Raw genomic sequence first — 19608 nt, forward strand, 5'->3', positions numbered from 1 at the left:
ATCCATCTAAACTTTTTTATTCCCTTTGTCTGAACCAGGGACGATAGGTATGATAGAGTTTGTAATCCTGCTCGGTCTCATCGGCGGCTGGCTCGTGATGACGTCAACGCTGTTCCTCATGCTGGCCTTCGGGAAAATGTGGGGCCTGTTAGGGGTTATCTTCCTCGTGGGGTTCATCGTGATTAACCAGCGCTGGAAGGTCAGGTACATGAGGGCCATCATGGACGCGACCCCGAGGGCCAAAGAGCTGGCGAGGCACATCTTTGAAATGAACGAGTTAATCCTGCTGTCGTCCTACATAATGTCCCCCATCCTCTACACGGTCATCCAGAAGTACATTGAGATTGTTGTTAAGTTCCCAGCGGTGGGGTGATTGAATGAACGTTGTCATCGTAAGATACGGCGAGATAGGAACTAAGTCCAGGCAGACGAGGAGATGGTTTGAGAACATCCTCATGAACAACATCCGCGAGGCCCTCGTTAGCGAGGGAATTGAGTTCAAGAAGGTCGAGACAAAGCACGGCAGAGTCCTCGTAAGGACGAACAAGGCCAAGGAGGCCGTTGAAGTCCTCACGCGCGTCTTTGGAATAGTCTCGCTCTCACCGGCGATGGAAGTTGATGCCGACCTCGAAAAAATCAACAAGACTGCCCTCAAGCTCTTCAGGAGAAAAAAGAGGGAACTCCGCCTTGAAAAGCCGAAGTTCCGCGTCACCGCGAGGAGAATCACCAAGGAGTTCCCCCTGAAGAGTCCGGAGCTCCAGGCGAAGGTCGGAGAGTACATCCTTGAGAACGAGGAGAGCGAGGTAGACCTGCAGGACTACGACATCGAGGTCGGCGTCGAGCTGATGGAAGGGAAAGCCTACATTTTCGTTGACAAAATCCGCGCCTGGGGAGGGCTCCCCATTGGCACTCAGGGCAAAGTTGTTGCGCTCCTCAGCGGCGGCATAGACTCGCCCGTGGCCGCTTTCCTAATGATGAAGCGCGGTGTGGAGGTAGTTCCCGTCCACATCTACATGGGCGAGAAGACCCTTGAAAAGGTGCGCAAAATCTGGAACCAGCTGAAGAAGTACCACTACGGCGGGAAGGCCGAGCTGATAGTCGTCAAGCCGAAGGAGAGGGAGAAAATCCTTGAAAAGCTCCGCGAGATGAAGAAGGAGAAATACACCTGCATATTCTGCAAGTTCATGATGGTAAAGCACGCCGACAAGTTAGCTAAAGAGTTCGGGGCGAAGGGCATCGTCATGGGCGACTCCCTCGGCCAGGTAGCTTCACAGACCCTTGAAAACATGTACATCGTCAGCCAGGCGAGCGACCTGCCGATTTACAGACCGCTCATAGGCCTCGACAAGGAGGAAATAGTGGGCATAGCCAAGAGGATAGGCACCTTCGAGCTCTCCACCCTCCCAGAGGACGAGATTCCATTCATCCCGAAGCACCCTGTGATAAGGGGCTCATGGGAGGAGTTCAAGAAGCTCTACAGGGCAGTCTTTGGAGAAGAGCCGAAGAAGAGGGAGTGCTGAGGTGGTGGCATGGAATTCGGGCGCCTTGGGGCCTACGTCGCCCTTTCCCTACCAGTTATTTTCATAATAGGCCTGAGCATAGTCGTCCACGCCAACCCATGGTTTTCCTTCACAGACAACGCCCTGAGCGACATGGGTTCGCTCCACAACCCCAACCGCTGGCTCTTCAACGGTTTCTTGATGGTTTTCGCGGCAATTGTAATGATTCCTTCTGTAGTCGCAGTCAAGAACGGGCTTTCCTATCTCATGCCCCTCGCAACGGTCTTCCTCTTCCTCGTTGGAGTGTTTCCGGAGGAGCTCCCCTATCACAGCCCTTCAGCAATTCTGTTTTACGTCCTCGCTTTAGCCGATATAGCGCTCGTCGGAATAAAGCTCGCCAGAAGAGGAGTTTCCGCCGGCTACATCTGGAGCGCCTTGGCAGTCGTGACATTTGTCCTGATGGTCTACCTCGTTAAAGCCAAGGTGTTTAAAGGGATCGCGATTCCGGAGCTCATCGGTGCGGCAACGATACTGGCGTGGTTCGTCTACATCGGCCTGCTCCAGCTCAGGGCTGTTCCATAGATAACAACAAGCGGGACATTTGCTGGCTTTTGTTTTCCGTAATTTTTATTATAGCCTTGTGGGGTAGTTTTCAGTGATGTGGTAGTCTCCGGTATGTGGGAGTTTTGTAAGCCCGAATGGAGACTGCTGAAACTCCCGAAGATGTGGGGAGTCCCCGTTCCCCCCGAAAGCCCCACAATGAAGATGGGAGTGGGGAAGGTTATCCGCTACGATGGTCTCGCATGTCCAAAAGTAGCGGGTAACCAGAACGGTTTCAAACTCTAAGTTGAGGAAAGCTTCATATACGGCCCTTTCCTTCTCCCAACCATGAAAGCCGTTGCACTGCTCAGCTCAGGCATAGACTCACCGGTCGCGATTTATTTGATGCTCACGAAGGGCGTTGAAGTGACCCCCGTGCACTTCAGGCAGAGCGACAAAAAGGAGTCCAAAGTCCGGGAGCTCTACGAAGTCCTTAACAAGTACGGAAAGCTGAACGAGCCTGTAATCGTTGATGCCTATGAGGAGCAGGCCCCAGTCTTCTCGAAACTGGCGGAGATAGGAAAAGGGAAGTGGACGTGCCTCTTCTGCAAGTGGACGATGATAAGGAAGGCCTGCAGGATAGGACACGAAATCGGGGCGAGGGCATTAATCACGGGCGACAGCCTCGGCCAGGTTGCAAGCCAGACCCTCGACAACCTTCTCGTGATAAGCACCGCCAGCGATTTACCGATTCTGCGGCCGCTGATAGGCCTCGACAAGGAAGAGATAGTGAGAATAGCGAAGGAGATAGGAACTTTCGAGATAAGCATCGAGCCTGAAGAGCCGTGCCCCTTCGTGCCGAAGTACCCGATAGTCAGAGGCTCCCTCGGCGAGTTCGAGAAGATAAAGGAAGCGCTGATTAGGGAAGGCGTTCTTTGATTACCCAATTTTGTCCCCAACTGTACGCTCTAGGAAAGTTTTTAAGGCCTTCTCCGGATTCCTTTCCGGTGACGGCAATGAACGTGTTTAAGGGCACTCTCGAACTGTTCGAGAAGTACAAGCCGACCCCCCTGGTCAGGCTCTCGGCCGAGCGGGGGGATGTCTTTTGCCAAGTTAGAGTTCTTTAACCCGTTCAGCAGGAGCATAAAGGACAGAACCGTTTTTAACATGCTTACGAAGGCCAGGGAGCGCGGGGAGATCAACGACACCGCCCTTTTTGAGGCGACCTCCGGCAACGTCGGAATCGCCATGGCGGCCCTGAGCAACGTTTTTGGCATCAGGTTCAGAGCATACCTGCCAAAGCCGACCCCGAGGGCCACGCAGGTTCTCTTAAAGGTTCTCGGTGCAGAGGTCGTCAGGACGGACTTCGAGACGATAGACCAGACCATGGTGCGCTTTGTGCAGAAGGAGGCCAGAAAAGCCGGTGCGGTGAACCTCAACCAGTACGAAAACGACGATAACTTTGAGGCGCACTACCGCTCCACGGCCAGAGAAATCGAGGAACAGCTGAGGAGCATAGGCAAGAAGCCGGACGTGCTGATAGCGGGCATAGGGACTTCGGGCCACATAGCGGGCATAGCGAGCTACCTGAAGGAGCGCTACGACACGGAGGTCATCGGCGTTGTCCCAGCGAAGGGAGAGAAGATACCGGGAATCAAGAGGCTGGAAACGAAGCCCAAGTGGTACTTCCAGACAGAGATAGACCGCGTGGTGGAAATAACGAGGAACGAGGCCATAGAGGGGGCAATCCGCGTCGCCAGAAGGGACGGCCTTCTCATAGGCCTCAGCTCGGGGGCAGTGTTCAGGGCGTACGAGAAGCTCGCGGAAGAGCTCGGCGAGAAGACCTACGTCCTCATATTCCCAGACGATGGGTTTAAATACGTCGAGGCCTTTGAGGGCTACCTGGGGATAACATGAAGAGACTTGCCCTCGCCACTCTCCTTCTTTCGGTCAACGGAATAATGCTCCTGTACTACGCCTACGCCCTGAGCTCGCCCGTTTACCTGACATTCGCCCTCCTGAGCCTTCTGCTCGCCTACGGCGTTGGACTCGAGAACAGAACCGCGATAAAGGTCGCCCTCATCTACGCCGCGGCGGAGTTCTTCTTTGCATTGCTGTTCCTGATGGCAGGCAACGTATTCTCTGCCGTCGATGCCGCAGTGAGCTTCTTCATACTGCACGACATCATGGGGTACATCAAGGAAGTTGCGGGCGAAGAAGAGACCGAAGACGTTGATTAAACGCCCCCTGCAGTATCTGGAGCACACCTTAAACCACAACAACGAACAAACCGGCCGTTTTGAATTTCCGGGCCTTTGCAGGTGTCGGGAAGGCATCAGAAAATTCCTCCTTTCAATAGGGACATGTTTATAAGGGTAAATTGTCCAATAGATAACAAACAGCGGTAGCCAGGAGGACGAAGAATGAAGAAGTCTCTCCTAGTTCTTCCAGTTCTGGCCGTCATTCTGGTTGGCATCGCGGTTATCGGGTTTTCGGAGAATGGCACTCTCAAAGAAGCCCAAAAAATAGATGACAGCGTTTCTCTCAACGTGCGCTTTGCAGTGTGGACTGGGAAAGAAATTATCGTTGGGGCAGTTCTTTTCGTGGAGGAAGAAGATGCCTATGAGTTCCGGATTTACAGAATCTCAGGGGATAAGAAAGAGGTCGCTTTGAGGATCCCAATCGGAGATATGCCAGTTCCCGGCGACACTGCCGTTTGGACTGGAAAGGAAATCCTGATTTTCGGAGGGACTGAAAATGAAGGAACCGCGTATCAAACGCCCGATGTGTATTCATACAGTCCGGACACGAATCAGCTCAGGCTTTTGAACGCTTCAATACCTTACCCAAATTCTGGCAAAGCGGCCCTGTGGGACGGGAGATATGGTTATCTCTTCATACAACCTGACAGGTCGGAGGAAAAGTTCGTTTACAGGTTTGAGCCGGAAACGGGGAGGTTTGAAAAGTTAAACGTCACGTATCCGGAGGGATTCGGCAACCCCGGGACATGTCTCTACTCGGCGGTGTGGTATAAGGGCCTCGGCTATCTGGTCTTCCGGGATAAAATTGCAGTGTTTGACCCCCGTTCACTCTCGTTTAGGTGGTTCAACACAACCCTGCCCACGGAGTACTATGCCCGCAGTGCTGTGGCCACGGAGGAGGGCATTTTCATATTCGGCGGCTTCCTCACGTGGGACGACTTCAGCAGGGAGATCTTCAAATTCGTTCCAGAGAAGGGTTTAGTGGAGAAAATGAAGAGTGAGCTCCCATTCGGCGTTGCTCAGGCCCCCGCCGTTTGGGACGGAAAGCGCGTGTACATAATAGGCGGCTACAGTAACGGCAGAGATGTTAATGCCATAATCCCGTACGATTATAGGGCGGACAGGGTTGGAGGGTAGCTTTATCGGGCCCAACGGCTAGTGGAGACAAAGAATTGGTCACAAAAGGTCATTGCCACAAGAGCACTAAAATTGCAGAAAACAGTGAAAAACAAAAGGCGCCGATTAGCAGTCAGTTCCGAGGAACTGCTTCAGTTTTCCTTCTTCGGCTCCTTGAGGATTATCCTGGCGTCGACGACAACGGCGCCCTTGCCCTTCTCGTAGACGAAGACCGGGTTGAGGTCCATCTCCTTGATGTAGTCCCTGAGGTCGTCAACAAGCTCGCTGACCTTGAGGAGCATGCTGACTATTGCGTCTATGTCCGCTGGTTCTTCACCGCGGGCGCCGGCCAGAATCGGGTAGCCCTTTATCTCCCGAACCATCTTCCTGGCGTCGCGCTCGGTTATCGGGATTATGCGGAAGGTGACGTCCTTGAGGACTTCGACGAAGATTCCTCCGAGACCGAACATTATAGCGTGGCCGAACTGCGGGTCTTCGGTAACACCGATGATAATCTCCCTGCCTGGCTTCAGCATCGGGGCAACGAGAACACCGAGGATTTCCGCGTCCGGGCGGTACCTGCGCGCGTTCTCGTGTATCTCCTCCCACTTCTGCTTGAGCTCCTCCGGGCTCTTGATGTTGAGAAGTACAACTTTCGCGTCGCTCTTGTGGAGGATTTGGGGCGACATCAGCTTCAGGGCAACGGGGTAGCCGATTTCCTCGGCGTACTTGAGTGCCTCGTCAAGGGTCTTGGCGAGCTTTTCCTCTGGGACGGGGAGGCCGTAGGCTTTAAGAACCTGCTTTGCCTCGTACTCAACCATAGCCGTCCTGCCCTGGGACAGGACGGACTCAATAACTTTAAGGGCTTCCTCCTTCATGGTACCACCACCCGAAAAATTAAGGGGGTCACGCCCCCTTTCTCAGATATTCAGCGTACTTAACAAGGCCTGCCATGGCCCTAACTCCCCTCTCGGGGGTCGGATAAACGGGAACGCCCCTCTCTTCGAGCATTCTGGCGTAGCGCTCGGTCTTCTCACCACCCATTGCAACGGCAACAATAGGCTTGTCGCTCTTCTTCTGGTACTCTGCAAGGATTTCGATTATCTTTTCCTCCTCAAGGAGCGGAACCTGGAAGAGGACTATGACGACTATCGCGTCGACGTTCGGGTCGTTCACGAAGCCCTCAATGGCTATCCTGTACCTCTCGGCGTCGGTGTCGCCTACGACGTCAGTCGGGTTTCCTGCCACGGCGTGCGGCGGGAAGTTCTCCTTCAGGTACCTGAGGGTCTCCTCGCTGAGGTCGGCCATCTTGAGGCCGAACCTTGCGACGGCATCACTAGCCATAACTCCAGCACCACCGCCGTCGGTGATTATTCCTATTCTGTCGCCCTTCGGGAGCTTGTCCTTGAGGGCGGCGAAGGCCTTGGCGAGGTCGAACATGTGCTCGAAGTCCTCGGCACGTATGATTCCGGTCTGCTTGAAGACGGCGTCGTAGATTGTATCGGCACCGGCAAGAGAACCGGTGTGAGAGGATGCCGCCTTTGCTCCGTACTCGCTCCTTCCGCTCTTGAGAGCAATGACCGGCTTGACCTTGGTTATCTTCTTCGCGGCCTCCATGAACTTCCTTCCGTCCTTCACACCCTCAATGTAGAAGGTGACGACGTTTATGCCCTCATCGTGGATGAAGTACTCCATAAGGTCCGCATCATCAACGTCGAGCTTGTTGCCGTAGCTGACCATCTTTCCTATTCCTATGCCAGCGCCGGCCGCCCAGTCGAGCATCGCAGCGGCAAAGGCACCGCTCTGGCTGACGAACGCTATGGGCCCGCTCTTCGGCCTGTCCATTTTCTCCTCTGGCAGGAAGACCGTGTCAACACCGGTGTCGGGGACGTAAACACCGACACAGTTCGGGCCGATGACCCTTATTCCGTTCTCCCTGGCTATCTCAAGGATTTCGCGCTCCATCTTCTTGCCTTCCTCACCGAGCTCACCAAAACCGCCCGTAATGATGATAACCGCCTTGATGCCCTTCTTCGCTATCTGCCTCATCGTGTCCGGCACGAAGGGGGCTGGGATAGATATGACCGCCAGCTCGGTGTCGTCCGGGAGCTCCTCGACGCTGTGATAGACCTTGTAGCCGTCAATCTCGTCGAGCTTGGGGTTCACCGGGTAGATATTGCCCTTGAAAATCCCGCGCTCCTTGTTCGTTTTGAAGTTCTCAAAAATGACGTTGCCGACCTTTCCCTTCTTGTTCGTTGCACCGATGATAGCAACAGCCTTCGGGTCGAAAAACGGCCTGAGTTCTTCAACTATTTTTTCCACCATCGCTGTCCCTCCAGAAATCTTAATTTCAGTTAAAGTTTCCCTGAGATGTATAAAAGGGTTGCGTTTTGTAAAAACGAGCTTTAATGGACTTCAAAGTTCACCAATGTCCCTGAGAAAGGCCAGACTAGCGCGCGCATCGTCAAGGCTCGATACCTCAAGGGCCATCGTAACGTCCCCGATACGGGAAAGAACTTCCCGCCAGGGAACCGTGCCGGCACCCAGAGGGAGGTGTTCGTCCCTCCCGCCGTTGTTGTCGTGCAGGTGGGCGTGGACTATCCTTTTGCCCAGCAACTCAAAGAACCGCTCAAACGGGAAGCCGACCGTGTTGAGGTGGCCGACATCGAGGGTAACTCCCAGCCGGGTTCCTTCGAGCAACTCGCTCAGCCTCTCCGGTGTCTGGGCGTCAAGGATTGGAAACCTTGGCATGTTCTCGACGCCTACCTTAATTCCAAACTCCTCAGAACAGCGCTCCAGTTCCCGTAGAGAGGCCTTGTGAACCCGGTTGTAGTCGTCGTGGAATCTCCTGCTCGCGGGGGAGCAGTGGCCGGGGTGAACGGTTACAACGAGGGCATTCAAGTGAGATGCAACCTCCAGAGCCTCCCTCAGGACTTCAAGGGAAGCCCCCCTGATTCTCTCGTTTAGAGAGCCGATGTTCACGTCGCTGAAGGGAGCGTGGAGTGTAACCTTGAGCCTGAAGCTATCAAGGACGTCCGCGTAAGATTTCCAGGTCTCTCTCGTGAAGAAGTTCGGCCACTCGCTCACGAGCTCCACGAAGTCAAAGCCGAGGCTTTCAACGTTCCCAAGCCACCTTTCGAAGTCCCCAGGCGTTCTCCCATTGTAAGATGTCATGGAAAGCCCTATCATGCTCCCACCATCAGCTTGGCCATTAATACGACGTAGAGGGTTCCAAATATGTCGCTGTTGTTCGAGATGAGAGGAATCGCCACGCTGTCGGGGTCAATGTTATGGCGGAACAGCAGGTAGGAGAGGGAGTACGAGTAGAGCATTATGAAGAGCGCCATGAACGGGTAAGTGAGGGCTATTACCCACACGGAGCCGGGAACCCCCATACCTGTTGTCAGGCCCACAAGTGCTATACCTATTAGGAGCTTCACGGCACCGACAACGGGGGTCGTGGTGAAGAGGGCCAGGATATCAGTGAACGCCTTGGGGCAGATAAAGCCCTCAATCTCACCGAGGTGGAGCTTCGTCGAGGTTTTTGCCGCCACTATTGAACCGTAGTTTCCGAACGAGCTTAAGATAGCGGGGTAGATGAAGCCCAGTATGACCGAGGCCTGGATTATCCCGCTGAACCTGGCGAGGAGCGAGCCGGATACCGTTGAGAGGAGCGCTAAAGCAGTCACCGTTACGAACACCTGTTTGAGCTCGGCGAGCTCTTTGAGCCGCACCCTGCTGAGGGCAGTCACGAACAGGAAGAGCGCAATCGTGGCGTAGTTGAAGGCCCTGAACCCCTCGGGCGAGCGCTCGATGAGGAGGATGAAGAGAACCAGCGACGGAACTGTGAGGAAGTCCCCCATCGAGGCCACGAGGGGGGCCGCAACGCTGTCCGGGTCGATGCCCCTGCGGAAGGAGAGGATTGTAACCGCGGAAGTGAAGTACCCGAGGATAAACGAGACGAGTATCGTGGAGGTTATCACGATTAACAGGACTTCGAAGGCGTTCTTCTTGATGCCGGTCAGCACACCGACCGCCCAGAGCAGAAAGACAGGGATTAGGGAGAGGAGCATCCTTAGGACTATCTCCTTGAGGACTTTCCTGTCCCTGACCGACGGGCTGAGCTCACCGAGGTAGAGCATCGTGGAGAAGCGGGACGCCATTGACCCGAAAACGTTCCCGCGAAGCCCCATTATGCCCGGCAGAACCACAAGGAGACCGGGGAGCTGGGTTCTTATCGACTCAAAGTACTTACCCAGAAAAGTGCCCCCGAAGAGCCCAAACACCTCAGAGGTTAGCAGAGACGGTAGCGTAACCCGATAGGCTTCTCTGACTTTCTTTCCCAGCTCTCTTCCGACTTCCCTGCCGATCACTGGTATCACTCTCCATCATTTCACCCCCCAAGGCGTTGGCGTCTTTGGTATTAAACCTTTTTCTTTTGCGAAAACTAAATAAGAGTTTTCCCCCTTCCCCCTTCGGTGAGAGAGGAGTGGAAGAATGGGACGAGATAGACGTTCCGAATAACGTTAAGGACATCTTCATAGAAATGAAAAACACCGCGGAGCTCATGGTTGACCTCGCGTATTCCTCCCTCCTGTTCCAGGAAAAGGAGATAGCTGAGGAGGTCCTTGAGCTTGAGGAATACCTCGACCTGCTCAACTACCACCTGATGGTCAAGGCAGTCCTCGCGGCAAGAAGTCCAAAAGAGGCCGAGCAGATAACGGCTATTCTGCAGATGGGGAGGGCAATAGACGAGATATCCAACGCCGCGGCAGACCTCGCCAAGATGGTTCTTGAGGAGAAGCTCCACCCAGTGGTAAGGGACGTCATCCTTGAGAGCGAGGAGACAATAGGCAAGGTTGAAGTGTCCCCTGACTCAATCCTCGTCGGCAAGACCCTCGAAGAGCTCGACCTGGCCACGAACACCGGCGTCTGGGTGTCGGCCATAAGGAGGGGCAAGCGCTGGATATTCGACCCTGACGAGGACACCAAAATCATGCCCGGAGACATAATCATCGGCAGGGGCACGAGGACGGCCCTCGACTACCTGAAGGAGATAGCGCGTGGAATCCTTAAGGTGATGCGGAATGAGTGAGCTCGACGAAATCAGGAACTGCCTGGTTGAGATGAAGGACGTATCGGCGCTCATGGTAGACCTCGCGTTTTCATCGGTTCTCTACAACAGCGAGGACATAGCGGAGGAGGTATACCTCCTTGAAGAGAAGATGGACGATTTAACTCTCAAGGTCAAGAAGCTCGCCCTCCGCGCGGCGAAGACCGAGGAGGACCCCGAGAGTCTTCTCAGCATAATAGACCTGGCCGACATCAACGAGCGCATCAGCGATGCGGCCTACGCCATAGCAGACATAATCCTCCGCGATATCGAACCCCACCCGATAATCCAGAAGATTATGGAGGACACCGAGGAAGAACTCGGCAGGGTAACCGTCCGGCCGGGCTCAGTCCTCATCGGAAAGAGCCTCAAGCAGCTCAAGCTCCCGAGCAAGATAGGGACGCGCATCCTTGCCATAAAGCGCGGGAGCAGGTACATCTACAACCCGGGCAAGGACGACGTCATAGAGGAGGGCGACGTGCTCATAGCGGTAAGTCCCGACCTTGACAAGCTCAGGAAGCTCGCCGGGGAAGAAGTTGAGGAAGAGGAGAACTGACTCCTGCCGCTCGAAAACTTTTTATCCTTTTGAATGTTCTTAGTTTGATGCCAACTCGGAGAGATAAAGCATTCCTGTACGGGATACTAATCGCGGTGCTTCTTGCCTATTCGGCATCTTGGCTCCATGAGAGGACTGTCTCCTTCCCGGGACAGACAAATGAAAGCACGTTAGGCCCCTGGACTTTCGATGTCAACGCAAGCGACCTCTCCTGCATTATGGGACACTGGAAGCTCCTCGGCGTCTACTCTTTCAAAAACCAGAGCGACGTTTTCATAAGGATGTCCTACTCCCCGGAGGGCATGAGAAACGTTGGGTGCAACTATTTCATGATAACAGGCCGCTTTCGTCTGTACCTTCGACCGGTTAACGATTCGGTCGCAATAAGGGAAGTCCTCTTCGTGGTGGAGAACCTGAGTGAGGTTTCCGTTGACCCGATATTTCCCAACCAGGAAGGAGTCATGTACTTCAAAACTCCGGACGGCAATTTTGAGGTCACTGAAGCTCGCGTGCCGGGCCTCGAAGTATGGCAGGCAATCCGGGCCAAGGCCCTGAGACCAGCGTGGGGAGAGCCCCTCGAGCTAACGCCCATTATCCCACTCGACATCGATAGGAAAAATGACGGAGCCACTATCGAGGCAAAGGTGAGGTTTAGAATAGAAGTTGAGTACCTCGTGAGGACTGGCCCCTTCAGGTCGGAGAAAAGAAAGCTCAGAATAGAGATACCTGCCGTTTACCGCCTGTATGGGTTTGAGGACTGCCCCTACGAGTGCGAGCCCTAAGCCTTCCCCTTTATATCCTCATCTGTCACCAGCCCCTTCGCATAGGGGCAGAGCTCCCCCAGCGGGCACTCGTTACATTTAGGTCTTATAGGTTTGCATATTGTTCTTCCGTGGTCGACCATCGCGTGGTTAACGTAAATCCACCTGTCCTTCGGAATCAGCTCCATCAGGTACTCCTCGACTTTCTCCGGGGGAACCCTCGGCGGAGCGAGGCCGAGGCGCTTGCTTATCCTGTTCACGTGAGTATCTACTGGAATAGCCTGCCTGCCGAAACCGTAAGCCAAGACAATGTTGGCACACTTCCTCCCGATGCCGGGGAGCTTCATCAGCTCGTTTACCTCGTCCGGAACCTTTCCGCCATACTTCTCAAGGATTATCCGGGAGGCCTTGACAATCCACTCGCCCTTCGTCTTCCAGAGGCCGACGCCGTTCTCCCGGAGGAATGCCTGCATCTCTTCAACCGGCGTGCTGGCTATCGTCTTGATGTCCTTATACTTCTCAAAGAGCTTTTCCCAGACCTTGTATGTCACCTCGTCGCGCATCCTCTGGGATATTATGCAGTGGATCAGCGTCCTGTAGGGGTCACCTATGAGGAGCTTCTCCCTCGGGTGGGTCTTCATGAGGATTTCAACTATTTTCTCTGCCCTCTTCCTCTTTTCCTCCAAGCTCTCCTTGAAAGTGAAGCCCTCAAGGCTTAACGAGCCTGAGCTTGTTTTTGTCATGGACTATCACCACTGCCCCTTTGGAAGCCCTAACTTCGTTAAGCTCCTCGAACTCATTGCTATAAACTTTTTGCCCGTCGTGGTTCAGAATCAGAACCTCCTTGTTGAGCACGACGACGAACCCCTTCTCGAAGGGGAGTACTTCTTTCACCGGCTCATCAAACTCAAAATCGAGAACCTCAATCTCACCGTGAGAGAACTCTACTCTCGTTTCCTTTCCAACTTCCAGCGGTGACGGCTCGGCCAGAACGACCTTGAAGCGTAGCGGTTTTCCAAGTATCTCAATACCTATTTCCTCGCCCGTGCGGACTTCCTTTCCCATGAGCTTGTTTTTTATGACCTCGCTGAAGTCAGGAGGAAGCTCGGCCTCGAAGAGGGGCTTTAGAACCACCCTCATCTTACCACCCAGTTCCCTTTCTCGGGCAGAGTAATTAAGCCTTCCCACCGCAACCCTTTTAAGCTGATATATCGCTCGATATATTGGTGGTGAATTTGGAGAGGCCGAAGTATAAGGGACACCTCAAACTCCTCGTCCTCAAGATACTGTCGGAGAAGCCGATGCACGGCTACGGCATAATGGCCGAGCTGGAGCGCTCTTACGGCATACCCCACCCCAGCCCCGGAACGATTTACCCGATACTCTCATCTCTAAAGCGCAGTGGTTTGATAGAGACCGTCGGCGAAGGAAAGAGGGACAAACGCCTTTACCGGGCGACGGAGAGGGGCAAACAGTACCTTGAAGAACACGCGGAGGAGCTGGAAGAGGTACTCCGCATGGCGGCCCTCTTCAGGGAGTTCGCGAGGCTCGGTGGAAAGGAGCTCGCGGCACTTCTTAAGGAGGTCTTCCTCTCGCTTGACAGGCTGAGCGACGAGCAGAAAACCGCGCTCGCGAGGGAGTTCTCCGAGTTCACGAAGAGGGTCAGGCTGATTCTCCTCGGCGAAATACCCAGAGGGGATGGAAATGAGTGAGGCAATCCTCGTTGAGAACCTCGTGAAGAGGTATGGGGACTTTGAGGCAGTCAAGGGAGTATCATTCAAGGTGAAGCGGGGCGAGATATTCGCCTTCCTCGGGCCGAACGGAGCCGGAAAGACCACCACGGTTCACATGCTCACCACTCTGCTGAGGCCGACCTCAGGCAGGGCGGTAGTTGCGGGCCACGACATCGTCGAGGAGCCGGTGGAAGTGAGGAAGCGGATAGGCATCGTGTTTCAGGACCCGAGCCTCGACAGGGAGCTGACCGCCTACGAGAACATGCTCATCCACGGGAGGATATACGGGCTGAAGGGAAGCGAGCTGAAAGAGAAGATAGAGCACCTCCTCAAGTTCGTTGAGTTATGGGAGTTCAAAGATAAGCCCGTCAAAACGTTCTCGGGCGGTATGCAGAGGAGGCTTGAGATAGCGCGCTCCCTCCTCCACGAGCCGGAGGTGCTTTTCCTCGACGAGCCGACGATAGGCCTCGACCCGCAGACGAGGGCGCACATCTGGGACTACATAAAGGCGATGAAGGAGGAGCACAACATGACCATCTTCCTCACGACGCACTACATGGACGAGGCGGAGCAGTTAGCGGACAGGATAGCGATAATAGACCACGGGAAAATAATCGCCGAGGGGACGGCGGAGGAGCTGAAAAAGCTCGTGGGCAACGATGTGATTTACCTCAAGCTCGAAGCCCCCGAAGAGCTGAGGTGCATCAAGGCCGAGTTCATAAGGGAGTGCAAAATCCTCGCGGACGGTAGGGTAGCTTTAGAAGTCGAGAACGCCGCGGAGGCCCTCCCGAGGCTCTTCGAGCTGGTCGCTGAGAAGGGCATCAAAATCCTTGAAGTGACGTACCACAGGCCGACGCTCAACGACGTCCTCCTCCACCTGACGGGGAGGGAGATAAGGGACGAGGGCGCTGAGAACCCGATGGCTGCCTTCGTGAGAATGAGGATGAGGAGGTGACGGCATGGAGGCGCTTACCACTATGGCATACAGGCAGCTGAAAAGGTTCACAAGGGCGAAGTCGAGGGTCGCGGGCATGATAATCAACCCTCTCCTCTGGCTCGTCTTCTTCGGAATGGGCTGGAGCAAGGTCTTCGACAACCCCATGGCGAGGACGGTCTTTGGGGGCGTTGACTACCTCACGTTCCTGGCCCCGGGTATCTTCGCTATGACCGTCTTCAACCAGAGCTTCGTTGCGGGAGTAAGCGTCATCTGGGACAAGCAGTTCGGCTTCCTCAAGGAGGTTCTTGTAGCACCGGCGTCGAGGAAGGAGACCATCTTGGGGCGCATAATCGGGGACTCACTCGTCACGCTCACGCAGGGCGCCATAATCCTCGCGCTAACCTTCCTCCTCGCGGAGAACCTGAAGCTCAGCGGCTTCCTCCCGGCGCTTGGGGTGGGCTTTCTCCTAGCTATGGCCTTCTCCGGCTTCGGCGTCAGCCTCGCCCTGAGGATGGAGAGCATGGAGGGCTTCCAGATGATAATGATGGTTCTAATGCTCCCGCTGACCTTCCTGAGCGGCGCAATCTATCCAATAGAGACAATGCCGGGGTGGATGAAGGCGCTCGCCTACGTGAACCCGCTCACATACGCGGTGGACGGGGCGAGGCACTTCCTTGTGGGGGCGAGCGTGGCAAGGTTCTCTCTTGGGGTCGACCTCGGCGTGCTTGCCGTTTTGGCTGCCATACTCGTCGGGCTGGCGATGGTCGAGTTCGAGAGGGCCACAATTGGATAAAGGACAGAGAAGCGAAAAAATCAGAAAATCCCGCGAGAAAGGCATCATTGAGCTTTCTCTTCTTTTACTCTATCTTTGAAGGTCTCATAGCTTATTCTGAACGCCTCAAGAACAGGGAGCTTCTCGCCCGCGAAGAAGCTCAGCATCGCACCGCCGCCGGTGGATACGTGGCTTATGCCCGTTATACCGTAGCGGTAGATGCTCGCTATCGAGTGGCCCCCTCCCACGACGCTGAAGGCAGGGCTCTCGCCTATCGCCCTAAAAACGCCGACAGTTCCTACGGCAAACTCTTCGCGCTCGAAGACGCCCATCGGCCCGTTGGCGACTATAATTTTCGCCCCCAGAAGGATTTCACGGTACTTCTCCACCGTCCTGGAGCCGATGTCGAGAATTGGGTAGCGGTCAAAGAGCCACTTCTCATCGCTGAGGAGGTCAACCTCCATCCTCTTCCCGTCCCGGTCAACGGCAAAGTCCACAGGGGTTCTCACGTAGGGGTAGAACTCGTCGAGAATTTTTTCGGCCCAGTCCACGAGGTCAAGCAGACCCTTTCGCCCCATGAACTCGATGTTAGCATCGCCGAGGTTGAAGCCCTTGGCGAGCGTGAAGACCTGGCCCACGAGGCCGCCAGTGAGAATGAGGTCGGTCTTCCCCTTCTTCAAGACGTTCTCGGCGACCCTCAGCGAGTCGTCAACTTTTGAACCCCCAAGGACGTAGACCCTCGGCCTCTCGTCGCTCTCGTAGGCACTGCTCAGGGCCGTGACCTCGTTCTCCATCAAATAGCCCATCACCATAGGCTTCAGTCTCGCGAACCCCACGAGCGAGGGCTGGCTCCTGTGGGCGGCGGCGAAGGCGTCGTTGACAACGTAATCGATTACCGGGGCGAGCTTCCTCACGAAAAACGTTTTCTCGCACTCTTCAAGCGGCTTGTAGAAGACTTCCTCGGCTGAGAAGCGGAGGTTTTCGAGCATAAGGACTTCGCCCGGTTCCAGGGACTTTATTCTGTCCCTCGCAAGCTTCCCAAAGATGTCCTCGACGTATTCAACCTCCTGGCCGAGGAGCTCACCGAGAATCTGAGCGTGCTGCTCGGTGGTTATGTAGTCGCCCTTGTAGGGCCTGCTCTGGTGGGTGCCGACGACCACCTTTGCCCCGTCCTCGACGAGGTGCCTAACCGTCGGCAGAACTGCCCTGAAGCGCGCGTCGCTCGTAATCCGCCCGTCCTCCACCGGGGAGTTCAGGTCAGCCCTCAGAAACACGGTTTTTCCGTGAAAGTTGAAATCGGTGAGCCTGAACATTCCATCACCGGGAAAGTGTTAAATATGGCCATTAATAAAGCTTATTTGGACACTCTCAGTGAATAATCGGGCTCAAGTAAGTTCTTAAGGGGAAGTGAAAACATTCCCTCGGAAGGTGGACGGCATGAAGTGGACACCTGAGCTCGCGAGAAAGCTCCCCCGCGAGACGCTCATCGATTACATCATAGAGGCCCTTGGGAGGATGGGGTTTAAGAACTACGAGCGCGTCAGCGACCAAAACCGGTGGGGAATAGATATCGTTGCAATAAGGGACGACCCGATAGCGGGGATGGAAAAGCTCGTTATAAAAATCCACACTGACTCGCTCGCCTCGTCCAAGGACATAAGCGTCTTTGGCGACCTTCTTGACAAGTACAAGGCCGACAGGGGAATTTTAATCGCCCCGATAGGCTTTACAAAGGACGCAAGAACCACGGTGGCAAGGGAGTACCGCGGAAGGATAGTGATGTGGGACGCCGAGAAGCTTGCCCAGACGTTCCTGAACTACGGCATTGAGGCCCCTGAGATAGAGGAGAAGACAGATGAGGAAAAGGAAGAAAAAAGCCCCCTCAACGAGTTCGAGCTTGATGCACCACTGCTCCACGACTTCTCGCCGGAAGAGGTAATGAGGTTAATCTCCAAGAAGGCCAGCGGCCGGTACCCGATAAAACCCGACGAGATGAAGATAAAGTCCATGAAAGTTTCCCTCACGGGTGCATACATCCTCTCCTGGAGCGTTGAGGAAAAGAACGAACGCGACAGGGCTGTGGTGTTCTCGAAGGAGGAAATCGTTCCAAAGGCGTCATCCAGCGAGCTCTCCACCCAGGTCAAGAAGGCCCTCCTCAACGACAGCGCCGTGATAAAGGCCACCGAGCGGGAAGTCATCAACAAGATAAGCCCCAGCGAGGCGGTTGTGATACTCAAAGAGAGGCTCGCAAGAGAGCTCGGCGTCCCCGAGGGCCAGGTCAGGATACAGGACAGAAAAAAGGTGTATATCCCAGAGACAGTCGAAGTCGAGCTCCAGGTCGGGAAAAACGAGGGCAAAGCGAGAGTAAACCCGATAACCGGCGACGTCGAGTTCGAGATTGAGCCCCTGCCCGAGGAGTTCTTCAGGGAAAAGGTGCAGGAAATCGTGAAAAAGCGCATTGGAGAAGAGCCAGAGACAATTGAGTTCTCGGAGAAGGACGGGAAGGTAAAGATAACCGGGAAAACGAAGCGGTTCACGTTCACGTTCAAGTTCAACGCATACACCGGAAAAATCCTGCTCGCGGAGACAACTATGACAGATGAGGCCCTAAAGGAGCTCCTCCAGGGGACTTACCCCGATGGCGAAGTCCTCAGCCTTGAAAAGGGCAAGAAGGTCGCGGTCGCCGACGTCAGGCTGGAGGACGGGGTAGCGGTCGTCGAGGTAAACCTCGAAAACGGCGAGCTCAAGGAGGTCAGGAGGCTCCCATCGCCCGAAGAAGCCCTCGAGAACGCGAAGAGGGTCATAGAGGAGAACTTCCCGCTGAAAGGCCTGAAGGTGACGGAAAGCAGGGTCATAGAGCACAAGTTCCTGGAGCTTGACCTTGAGGGAGAAGGCGGAAAAGCGGTAGTGAAGATTGACGGTGCGACGAGGGACGTCCTGGACTACGCGGTCGAGATAACGCCCGAAAAGGCCGTGGAGCTTGTAAAAGAGAAGTACCCGGACTTCAACGTCAGGGACGTGAAGGAGAACGAGGCCTCATACAACATCACCGCGGAGAACGACAGGCATGCCGTGAAAATCAAGGTCACCAAGGACGGCAAGATGATTGAGGAAACGGAGAGGGTTCTGCGCGAGGACGTAGCGCGCGAGATTGCCGTGAAAAGGATAAAAGAGATAGACGAGACCGCCGAGCTCAGGTCGCTGAAGCTTGAAGATGACTGGGTTGCGGAGTTCCAGGGAGGGACTAAAGTCGGGAAGCTCGTGCTCGACAGGGTAACTGGAGAGGTCAAGGAGGAGGACGTCCTCTTCACGGAGGTTGCGCTTGAGAACAGCTTCCACGAGCACATAAGGAAGGTCTACGGCGAAACGGAGCTAAGAACCGAGAAGCTTACCCACTACAAAGACCAGAACTACATCCACATAAAGGTGGCAGGAAAGGATTACTTCTACTACGCCAGGATTGACACGAGAACCGGAAAAATAATAAGCCAGGACAGGGCCCCGATGAGGGGCCTGACGGCGAAGCTCAAACAGCTCCAGCTGGAGAACAAGTACAAGTGACTACGCCATGAGCATGTTCTCTATCATCTTTATTGCTTCCACTATCTTTCTCTCGGGCTTGTCCTCGTTGCGCGGTATCTCGAGGTTTATGACGAGCCTCTCTTCCTTGCCGTCGTCGAAGTCGTAGATTTCAAGCTCCTCGACCTCGACGTCCTCGAAGATGCTCTCGAGCTCCGGGCTGAGGACTTTGCCCTCGTTGCCGTAGACCTCGACGCGGACGACGTCGTCAGTAGTCGATGCGACAACCACAATCTCGTAGGGGCCGACCTTCTTGACGAACCTGAGGGCGCTACCGTAGCCCTCGACGCTCTCCTTGAACCCTAGCTGGAGCATCGTAGAGCGTATCGCCTCGGTCTTGCTCCTTATCCTGTTGAGTATCCTCTCGCGGAGCTTGTAGCTCTCCTCAAGGGCCTTCTTTATGCCTTCACCGGCCTCCTCAACCGGCCCCTCCCATATGGCGATAATCTTTATACCAGATGAAGTCGGCTTGAGCTCAATCTTGAGGGAATCAACGTCAAAGTCTCTCAGGTCATCAATCTTAAGCTCGCCAAGGGTGAGTATATCGAACTCAATTCTCACGACGTTTCCGAACGCCTTGCCTTTGAACTTCACCCTCATCACCAAGGGACGCTCAAAGCAACGGTTTAAAAACCCTTCCATTCAGGTCGGACGAGCACAGTCCTACCCGAAGGTTTTTCGAAAGATGTTGATGAAGCATGAGTATTAAAAAGTCGAATTCCAACAGATTCTTTCCAAAAA

The 19608-nt window shown here is 54.7% G+C and carries 23 protein-coding genes; 15 read left to right on the forward strand and 8 right to left on the reverse strand.

Going from position 1 to position 19608, the window contains the following annotated elements; genetic code table 11:
- The first annotated feature begins 49 nt into the window (after window positions 1–49).
- From TEU_RS10855 to TEU_RS10885, 8 genes are all read left to right on the forward strand, one after another.
- A complete protein-coding gene (locus TEU_RS10855) occupies window positions 50–373 on the forward strand; it encodes a hypothetical protein (protein ID WP_050003794.1) in 324 nt (107 codons plus the stop codon).
- A 4-nt stretch (window positions 374–377) separates the two neighbouring features.
- Window positions 378–1520 carry a tRNA uracil 4-sulfurtransferase ThiI gene (thiI, locus tag TEU_RS10860; protein WP_050003795.1) on the forward strand — a complete coding sequence of 381 codons (1143 nt, stop codon included), beginning with the start codon at window positions 378–380 and terminating at the stop codon, window positions 1518–1520.
- Between the two features lie 9 nt (window positions 1521–1529).
- Window positions 1530–2081 carry a DUF998 domain-containing protein gene (locus tag TEU_RS10865; protein ID WP_050003796.1) on the forward strand — a complete coding sequence of 184 codons (552 nt, stop codon included), beginning with the start codon at window positions 1530–1532 and terminating at the stop codon, window positions 2079–2081.
- A 78-nt stretch (window positions 2082–2159) separates the two neighbouring features.
- On the forward strand, window positions 2160–2345 hold the full coding sequence (locus tag TEU_RS11670) for a hypothetical protein (RefSeq protein ID WP_144244859.1): 186 nt from the start codon (window positions 2160–2162) through the stop codon (window positions 2343–2345).
- 42 nt (window positions 2346–2387) lie between these two features.
- Complete coding sequence (locus tag TEU_RS10870; RefSeq protein ID WP_050003797.1) at window positions 2388–2978, forward strand: adenine nucleotide alpha hydrolase family protein; 591 nt, start codon at window positions 2388–2390, stop codon at window positions 2976–2978.
- A gap of 159 nt (window positions 2979–3137) precedes the next feature.
- The gene (locus TEU_RS10875) at window positions 3138–3956 is read left to right on the forward strand and encodes a cysteine synthase family protein (RefSeq protein WP_050003798.1); all 819 of its coding nucleotides are present in this window, start codon (window positions 3138–3140) and stop codon (window positions 3954–3956) included.
- Window positions 3953–4279: a hypothetical protein gene (locus TEU_RS10880; RefSeq protein WP_050003799.1), complete on the forward strand. Its 327-nt coding sequence runs from the start codon at window positions 3953–3955 to the stop codon at window positions 4277–4279. Before TEU_RS10875 ends, TEU_RS10880 begins: the two co-directional genes overlap by 4 nt.
- Window positions 4280–4462: 183 nt before the next feature.
- The gene (locus TEU_RS10885) at window positions 4463–5437 is read left to right on the forward strand and encodes a Kelch repeat-containing protein (RefSeq protein WP_050003800.1); all 975 of its coding nucleotides are present in this window, start codon (window positions 4463–4465) and stop codon (window positions 5435–5437) included.
- 131 nt (window positions 5438–5568) lie between these two features.
- Here TEU_RS10885 and TEU_RS10890 read toward each other — a convergent pair whose 3' ends face one another.
- The 4 genes from TEU_RS10890 to TEU_RS10905 form a co-directional block, all read right to left on the reverse strand.
- Window positions 5569–6294 (reverse strand): acetate--CoA ligase family protein, encoded by a 726-nt coding sequence (locus tag TEU_RS10890; RefSeq protein ID WP_050003801.1) that lies wholly within the window; start codon window positions 6292–6294, stop codon window positions 5569–5571.
- A 28-nt stretch (window positions 6295–6322) separates the two neighbouring features.
- Window positions 6323–7741 carry an acetate--CoA ligase family protein gene (locus TEU_RS10895; protein ID WP_050003802.1) on the reverse strand — a complete coding sequence of 473 codons (1419 nt, stop codon included), beginning with the start codon at window positions 7739–7741 and terminating at the stop codon, window positions 6323–6325.
- Between the two features lie 90 nt (window positions 7742–7831).
- Window positions 7832–8605, reverse strand: a complete 774-nt coding sequence (locus tag TEU_RS10900; protein WP_050003803.1) for a sugar phosphate isomerase/epimerase family protein — start codon at window positions 8603–8605, stop codon at window positions 7832–7834.
- Window positions 8602–9795, reverse strand: coding sequence for a magnesium transporter (locus TEU_RS10905; RefSeq protein ID WP_050003990.1), 1194 nt, complete (start codon window positions 9793–9795; stop codon window positions 8602–8604). Before TEU_RS10905 ends, TEU_RS10900 begins: the two co-directional genes overlap by 4 nt.
- A 110-nt stretch (window positions 9796–9905) precedes the next feature.
- On the opposite strand from TEU_RS10905, the gene TEU_RS10910 reads away from it, so the two are divergent.
- The 3 genes from TEU_RS10910 to TEU_RS10920 are packed head-to-tail and all read left to right on the forward strand — an operon-like array spanning window position 9906 to window position 11867.
- Window positions 9906–10511 (forward strand): potassium channel family protein, encoded by a 606-nt coding sequence (locus tag TEU_RS10910; RefSeq protein WP_050003804.1) that lies wholly within the window; start codon window positions 9906–9908, stop codon window positions 10509–10511.
- Entirely contained in the window at window positions 10504–11085 is a 582-nt protein-coding gene (locus tag TEU_RS10915) for a potassium channel family protein (RefSeq protein ID WP_050003805.1), read from the forward strand. Before TEU_RS10910 ends, TEU_RS10915 begins: the two co-directional genes overlap by 8 nt.
- Window positions 11086–11132: 47 nt before the next feature.
- Window positions 11133–11867 (forward strand): hypothetical protein, encoded by a 735-nt coding sequence (locus TEU_RS10920; RefSeq protein ID WP_144244860.1) that lies wholly within the window; start codon window positions 11133–11135, stop codon window positions 11865–11867.
- Here TEU_RS10920 and TEU_RS10925 read toward each other — a convergent pair.
- Entirely contained in the window at window positions 11864–12589 is a 726-nt protein-coding gene (locus TEU_RS10925) for an endonuclease III domain-containing protein (RefSeq protein ID WP_050003807.1), read from the reverse strand. The two genes, TEU_RS10920 and TEU_RS10925, sit on opposite strands and share 4 nt — an antisense overlap.
- The gene (locus tag TEU_RS10930; protein WP_050003808.1) at window positions 12555–12986 is read right to left on the reverse strand and encodes a DUF6849 domain-containing protein; all 432 of its coding nucleotides are present in this window, start codon (window positions 12984–12986) and stop codon (window positions 12555–12557) included. Before TEU_RS10930 ends, TEU_RS10925 begins: the two co-directional genes overlap by 35 nt.
- 95 nt (window positions 12987–13081) lie before the next feature.
- On the opposite strand from TEU_RS10930, the gene TEU_RS10935 reads away from it, so the two are divergent.
- From TEU_RS10935 to TEU_RS10945, 3 genes are read left to right on the forward strand one after another with little or no spacing between them, the layout of a single operon-like run.
- The gene (locus TEU_RS10935; RefSeq protein ID WP_050003809.1) at window positions 13082–13558 is read left to right on the forward strand and encodes a PadR family transcriptional regulator; all 477 of its coding nucleotides are present in this window, start codon (window positions 13082–13084) and stop codon (window positions 13556–13558) included.
- Window positions 13551–14534: an ATP-binding cassette domain-containing protein gene (locus tag TEU_RS10940; protein WP_050003810.1), complete on the forward strand. Its 984-nt coding sequence runs from the start codon at window positions 13551–13553 to the stop codon at window positions 14532–14534. Before TEU_RS10935 ends, TEU_RS10940 begins: the two co-directional genes overlap by 8 nt.
- A 4-nt stretch (window positions 14535–14538) precedes the next feature.
- Complete coding sequence (locus TEU_RS10945; protein WP_050003811.1) at window positions 14539–15309, forward strand: ABC transporter permease; 771 nt, start codon at window positions 14539–14541, stop codon at window positions 15307–15309.
- 44 nt (window positions 15310–15353) lie between these two features.
- Here the strand turns inward: TEU_RS10945 and TEU_RS10950 are convergent, their stop codons facing one another.
- Complete coding sequence (locus TEU_RS10950; RefSeq protein WP_050003812.1) at window positions 15354–16601, reverse strand: phosphoglycerate kinase; 1248 nt, start codon at window positions 16599–16601, stop codon at window positions 15354–15356.
- 124 nt (window positions 16602–16725) lie between these two features.
- On the opposite strand from TEU_RS10950, the gene TEU_RS10955 reads away from it, so the two are divergent.
- Window positions 16726–18849 carry a restriction endonuclease gene (locus TEU_RS10955; RefSeq protein ID WP_050003813.1) on the forward strand — a complete coding sequence of 708 codons (2124 nt, stop codon included), beginning with the start codon at window positions 16726–16728 and terminating at the stop codon, window positions 18847–18849.
- On the opposite strand, the gene TEU_RS10960 is transcribed toward TEU_RS10955, so the two are convergent.
- Window positions 18850–19461 (reverse strand): hypothetical protein, encoded by a 612-nt coding sequence (locus tag TEU_RS10960; RefSeq protein WP_050003814.1) that lies wholly within the window; start codon window positions 19459–19461, stop codon window positions 18850–18852.
- Window positions 19462–19608 lie beyond the last annotated feature (147 nt).

The organism is Thermococcus eurythermalis (assembly GCF_000769655.1).
GTDB classification, from domain to species: Archaea; Methanobacteriota_B; Thermococci; order Thermococcales; family Thermococcaceae; genus Thermococcus; species Thermococcus eurythermalis.

Excerpts from the sequence above, each read along its gene's own strand:
- TEU_RS10855 (WP_050003794.1), top strand. The coding sequence starts at position 50 with ATGATAGAGTTTGTAATCCTGCTCGGTCTCATCGGCGGCTGGCTCGTG.
- thiI (WP_050003795.1), top strand. The coding sequence starts at position 378 with ATGAACGTTGTCATCGTAAGATACGGCGAGATAGGAACTAAGTCCAGG.
- TEU_RS10865 (WP_050003796.1), top strand. The coding sequence starts at position 1,530 with ATGGAATTCGGGCGCCTTGGGGCCTACGTCGCCCTTTCCCTACCAGTT.
- TEU_RS10870 (WP_050003797.1), top strand. The coding sequence starts at position 2,388 with ATGAAAGCCGTTGCACTGCTCAGCTCAGGCATAGACTCACCGGTCGCG.
- TEU_RS10875 (WP_050003798.1), top strand. The coding sequence starts at position 3,138 with ATGTCTTTTGCCAAGTTAGAGTTCTTTAACCCGTTCAGCAGGAGCATA.
- TEU_RS10880 (WP_050003799.1), top strand. The coding sequence starts at position 3,953 with ATGAAGAGACTTGCCCTCGCCACTCTCCTTCTTTCGGTCAACGGAATA.
- TEU_RS10885 (WP_050003800.1), top strand. The coding sequence starts at position 4,463 with ATGAAGAAGTCTCTCCTAGTTCTTCCAGTTCTGGCCGTCATTCTGGTT.
- TEU_RS10890 (WP_050003801.1), bottom strand. The coding sequence starts at position 6,294 with ATGAAGGAGGAAGCCCTTAAAGTTATTGAGTCCGTCCTGTCCCAGGGC.
- TEU_RS10895 (WP_050003802.1), bottom strand. The coding sequence starts at position 7,741 with ATGGTGGAAAAAATAGTTGAAGAACTCAGGCCGTTTTTCGACCCGAAG.
- TEU_RS10900 (WP_050003803.1), bottom strand. The coding sequence starts at position 8,605 with ATGATAGGGCTTTCCATGACATCTTACAATGGGAGAACGCCTGGGGAC.
- TEU_RS10915 (WP_050003805.1), top strand. The coding sequence starts at position 10,504 with ATGAGTGAGCTCGACGAAATCAGGAACTGCCTGGTTGAGATGAAGGAC.
- TEU_RS10920 (WP_144244860.1), top strand. The coding sequence starts at position 11,133 with ATGCCAACTCGGAGAGATAAAGCATTCCTGTACGGGATACTAATCGCG.
- TEU_RS10925 (WP_050003807.1), bottom strand. The coding sequence starts at position 12,589 with ATGACAAAAACAAGCTCAGGCTCGTTAAGCCTTGAGGGCTTCACTTTC.
- TEU_RS10930 (WP_050003808.1), bottom strand. The coding sequence starts at position 12,986 with ATGAGGGTGGTTCTAAAGCCCCTCTTCGAGGCCGAGCTTCCTCCTGAC.
- TEU_RS10940 (WP_050003810.1), top strand. The coding sequence starts at position 13,551 with ATGAGTGAGGCAATCCTCGTTGAGAACCTCGTGAAGAGGTATGGGGAC.
- TEU_RS10945 (WP_050003811.1), top strand. The coding sequence starts at position 14,539 with ATGGAGGCGCTTACCACTATGGCATACAGGCAGCTGAAAAGGTTCACA.
- TEU_RS10950 (WP_050003812.1), bottom strand. The coding sequence starts at position 16,601 with ATGTTCAGGCTCACCGATTTCAACTTTCACGGAAAAACCGTGTTTCTG.
- TEU_RS10955 (WP_050003813.1), top strand. The coding sequence starts at position 16,726 with ATGAAGTGGACACCTGAGCTCGCGAGAAAGCTCCCCCGCGAGACGCTC.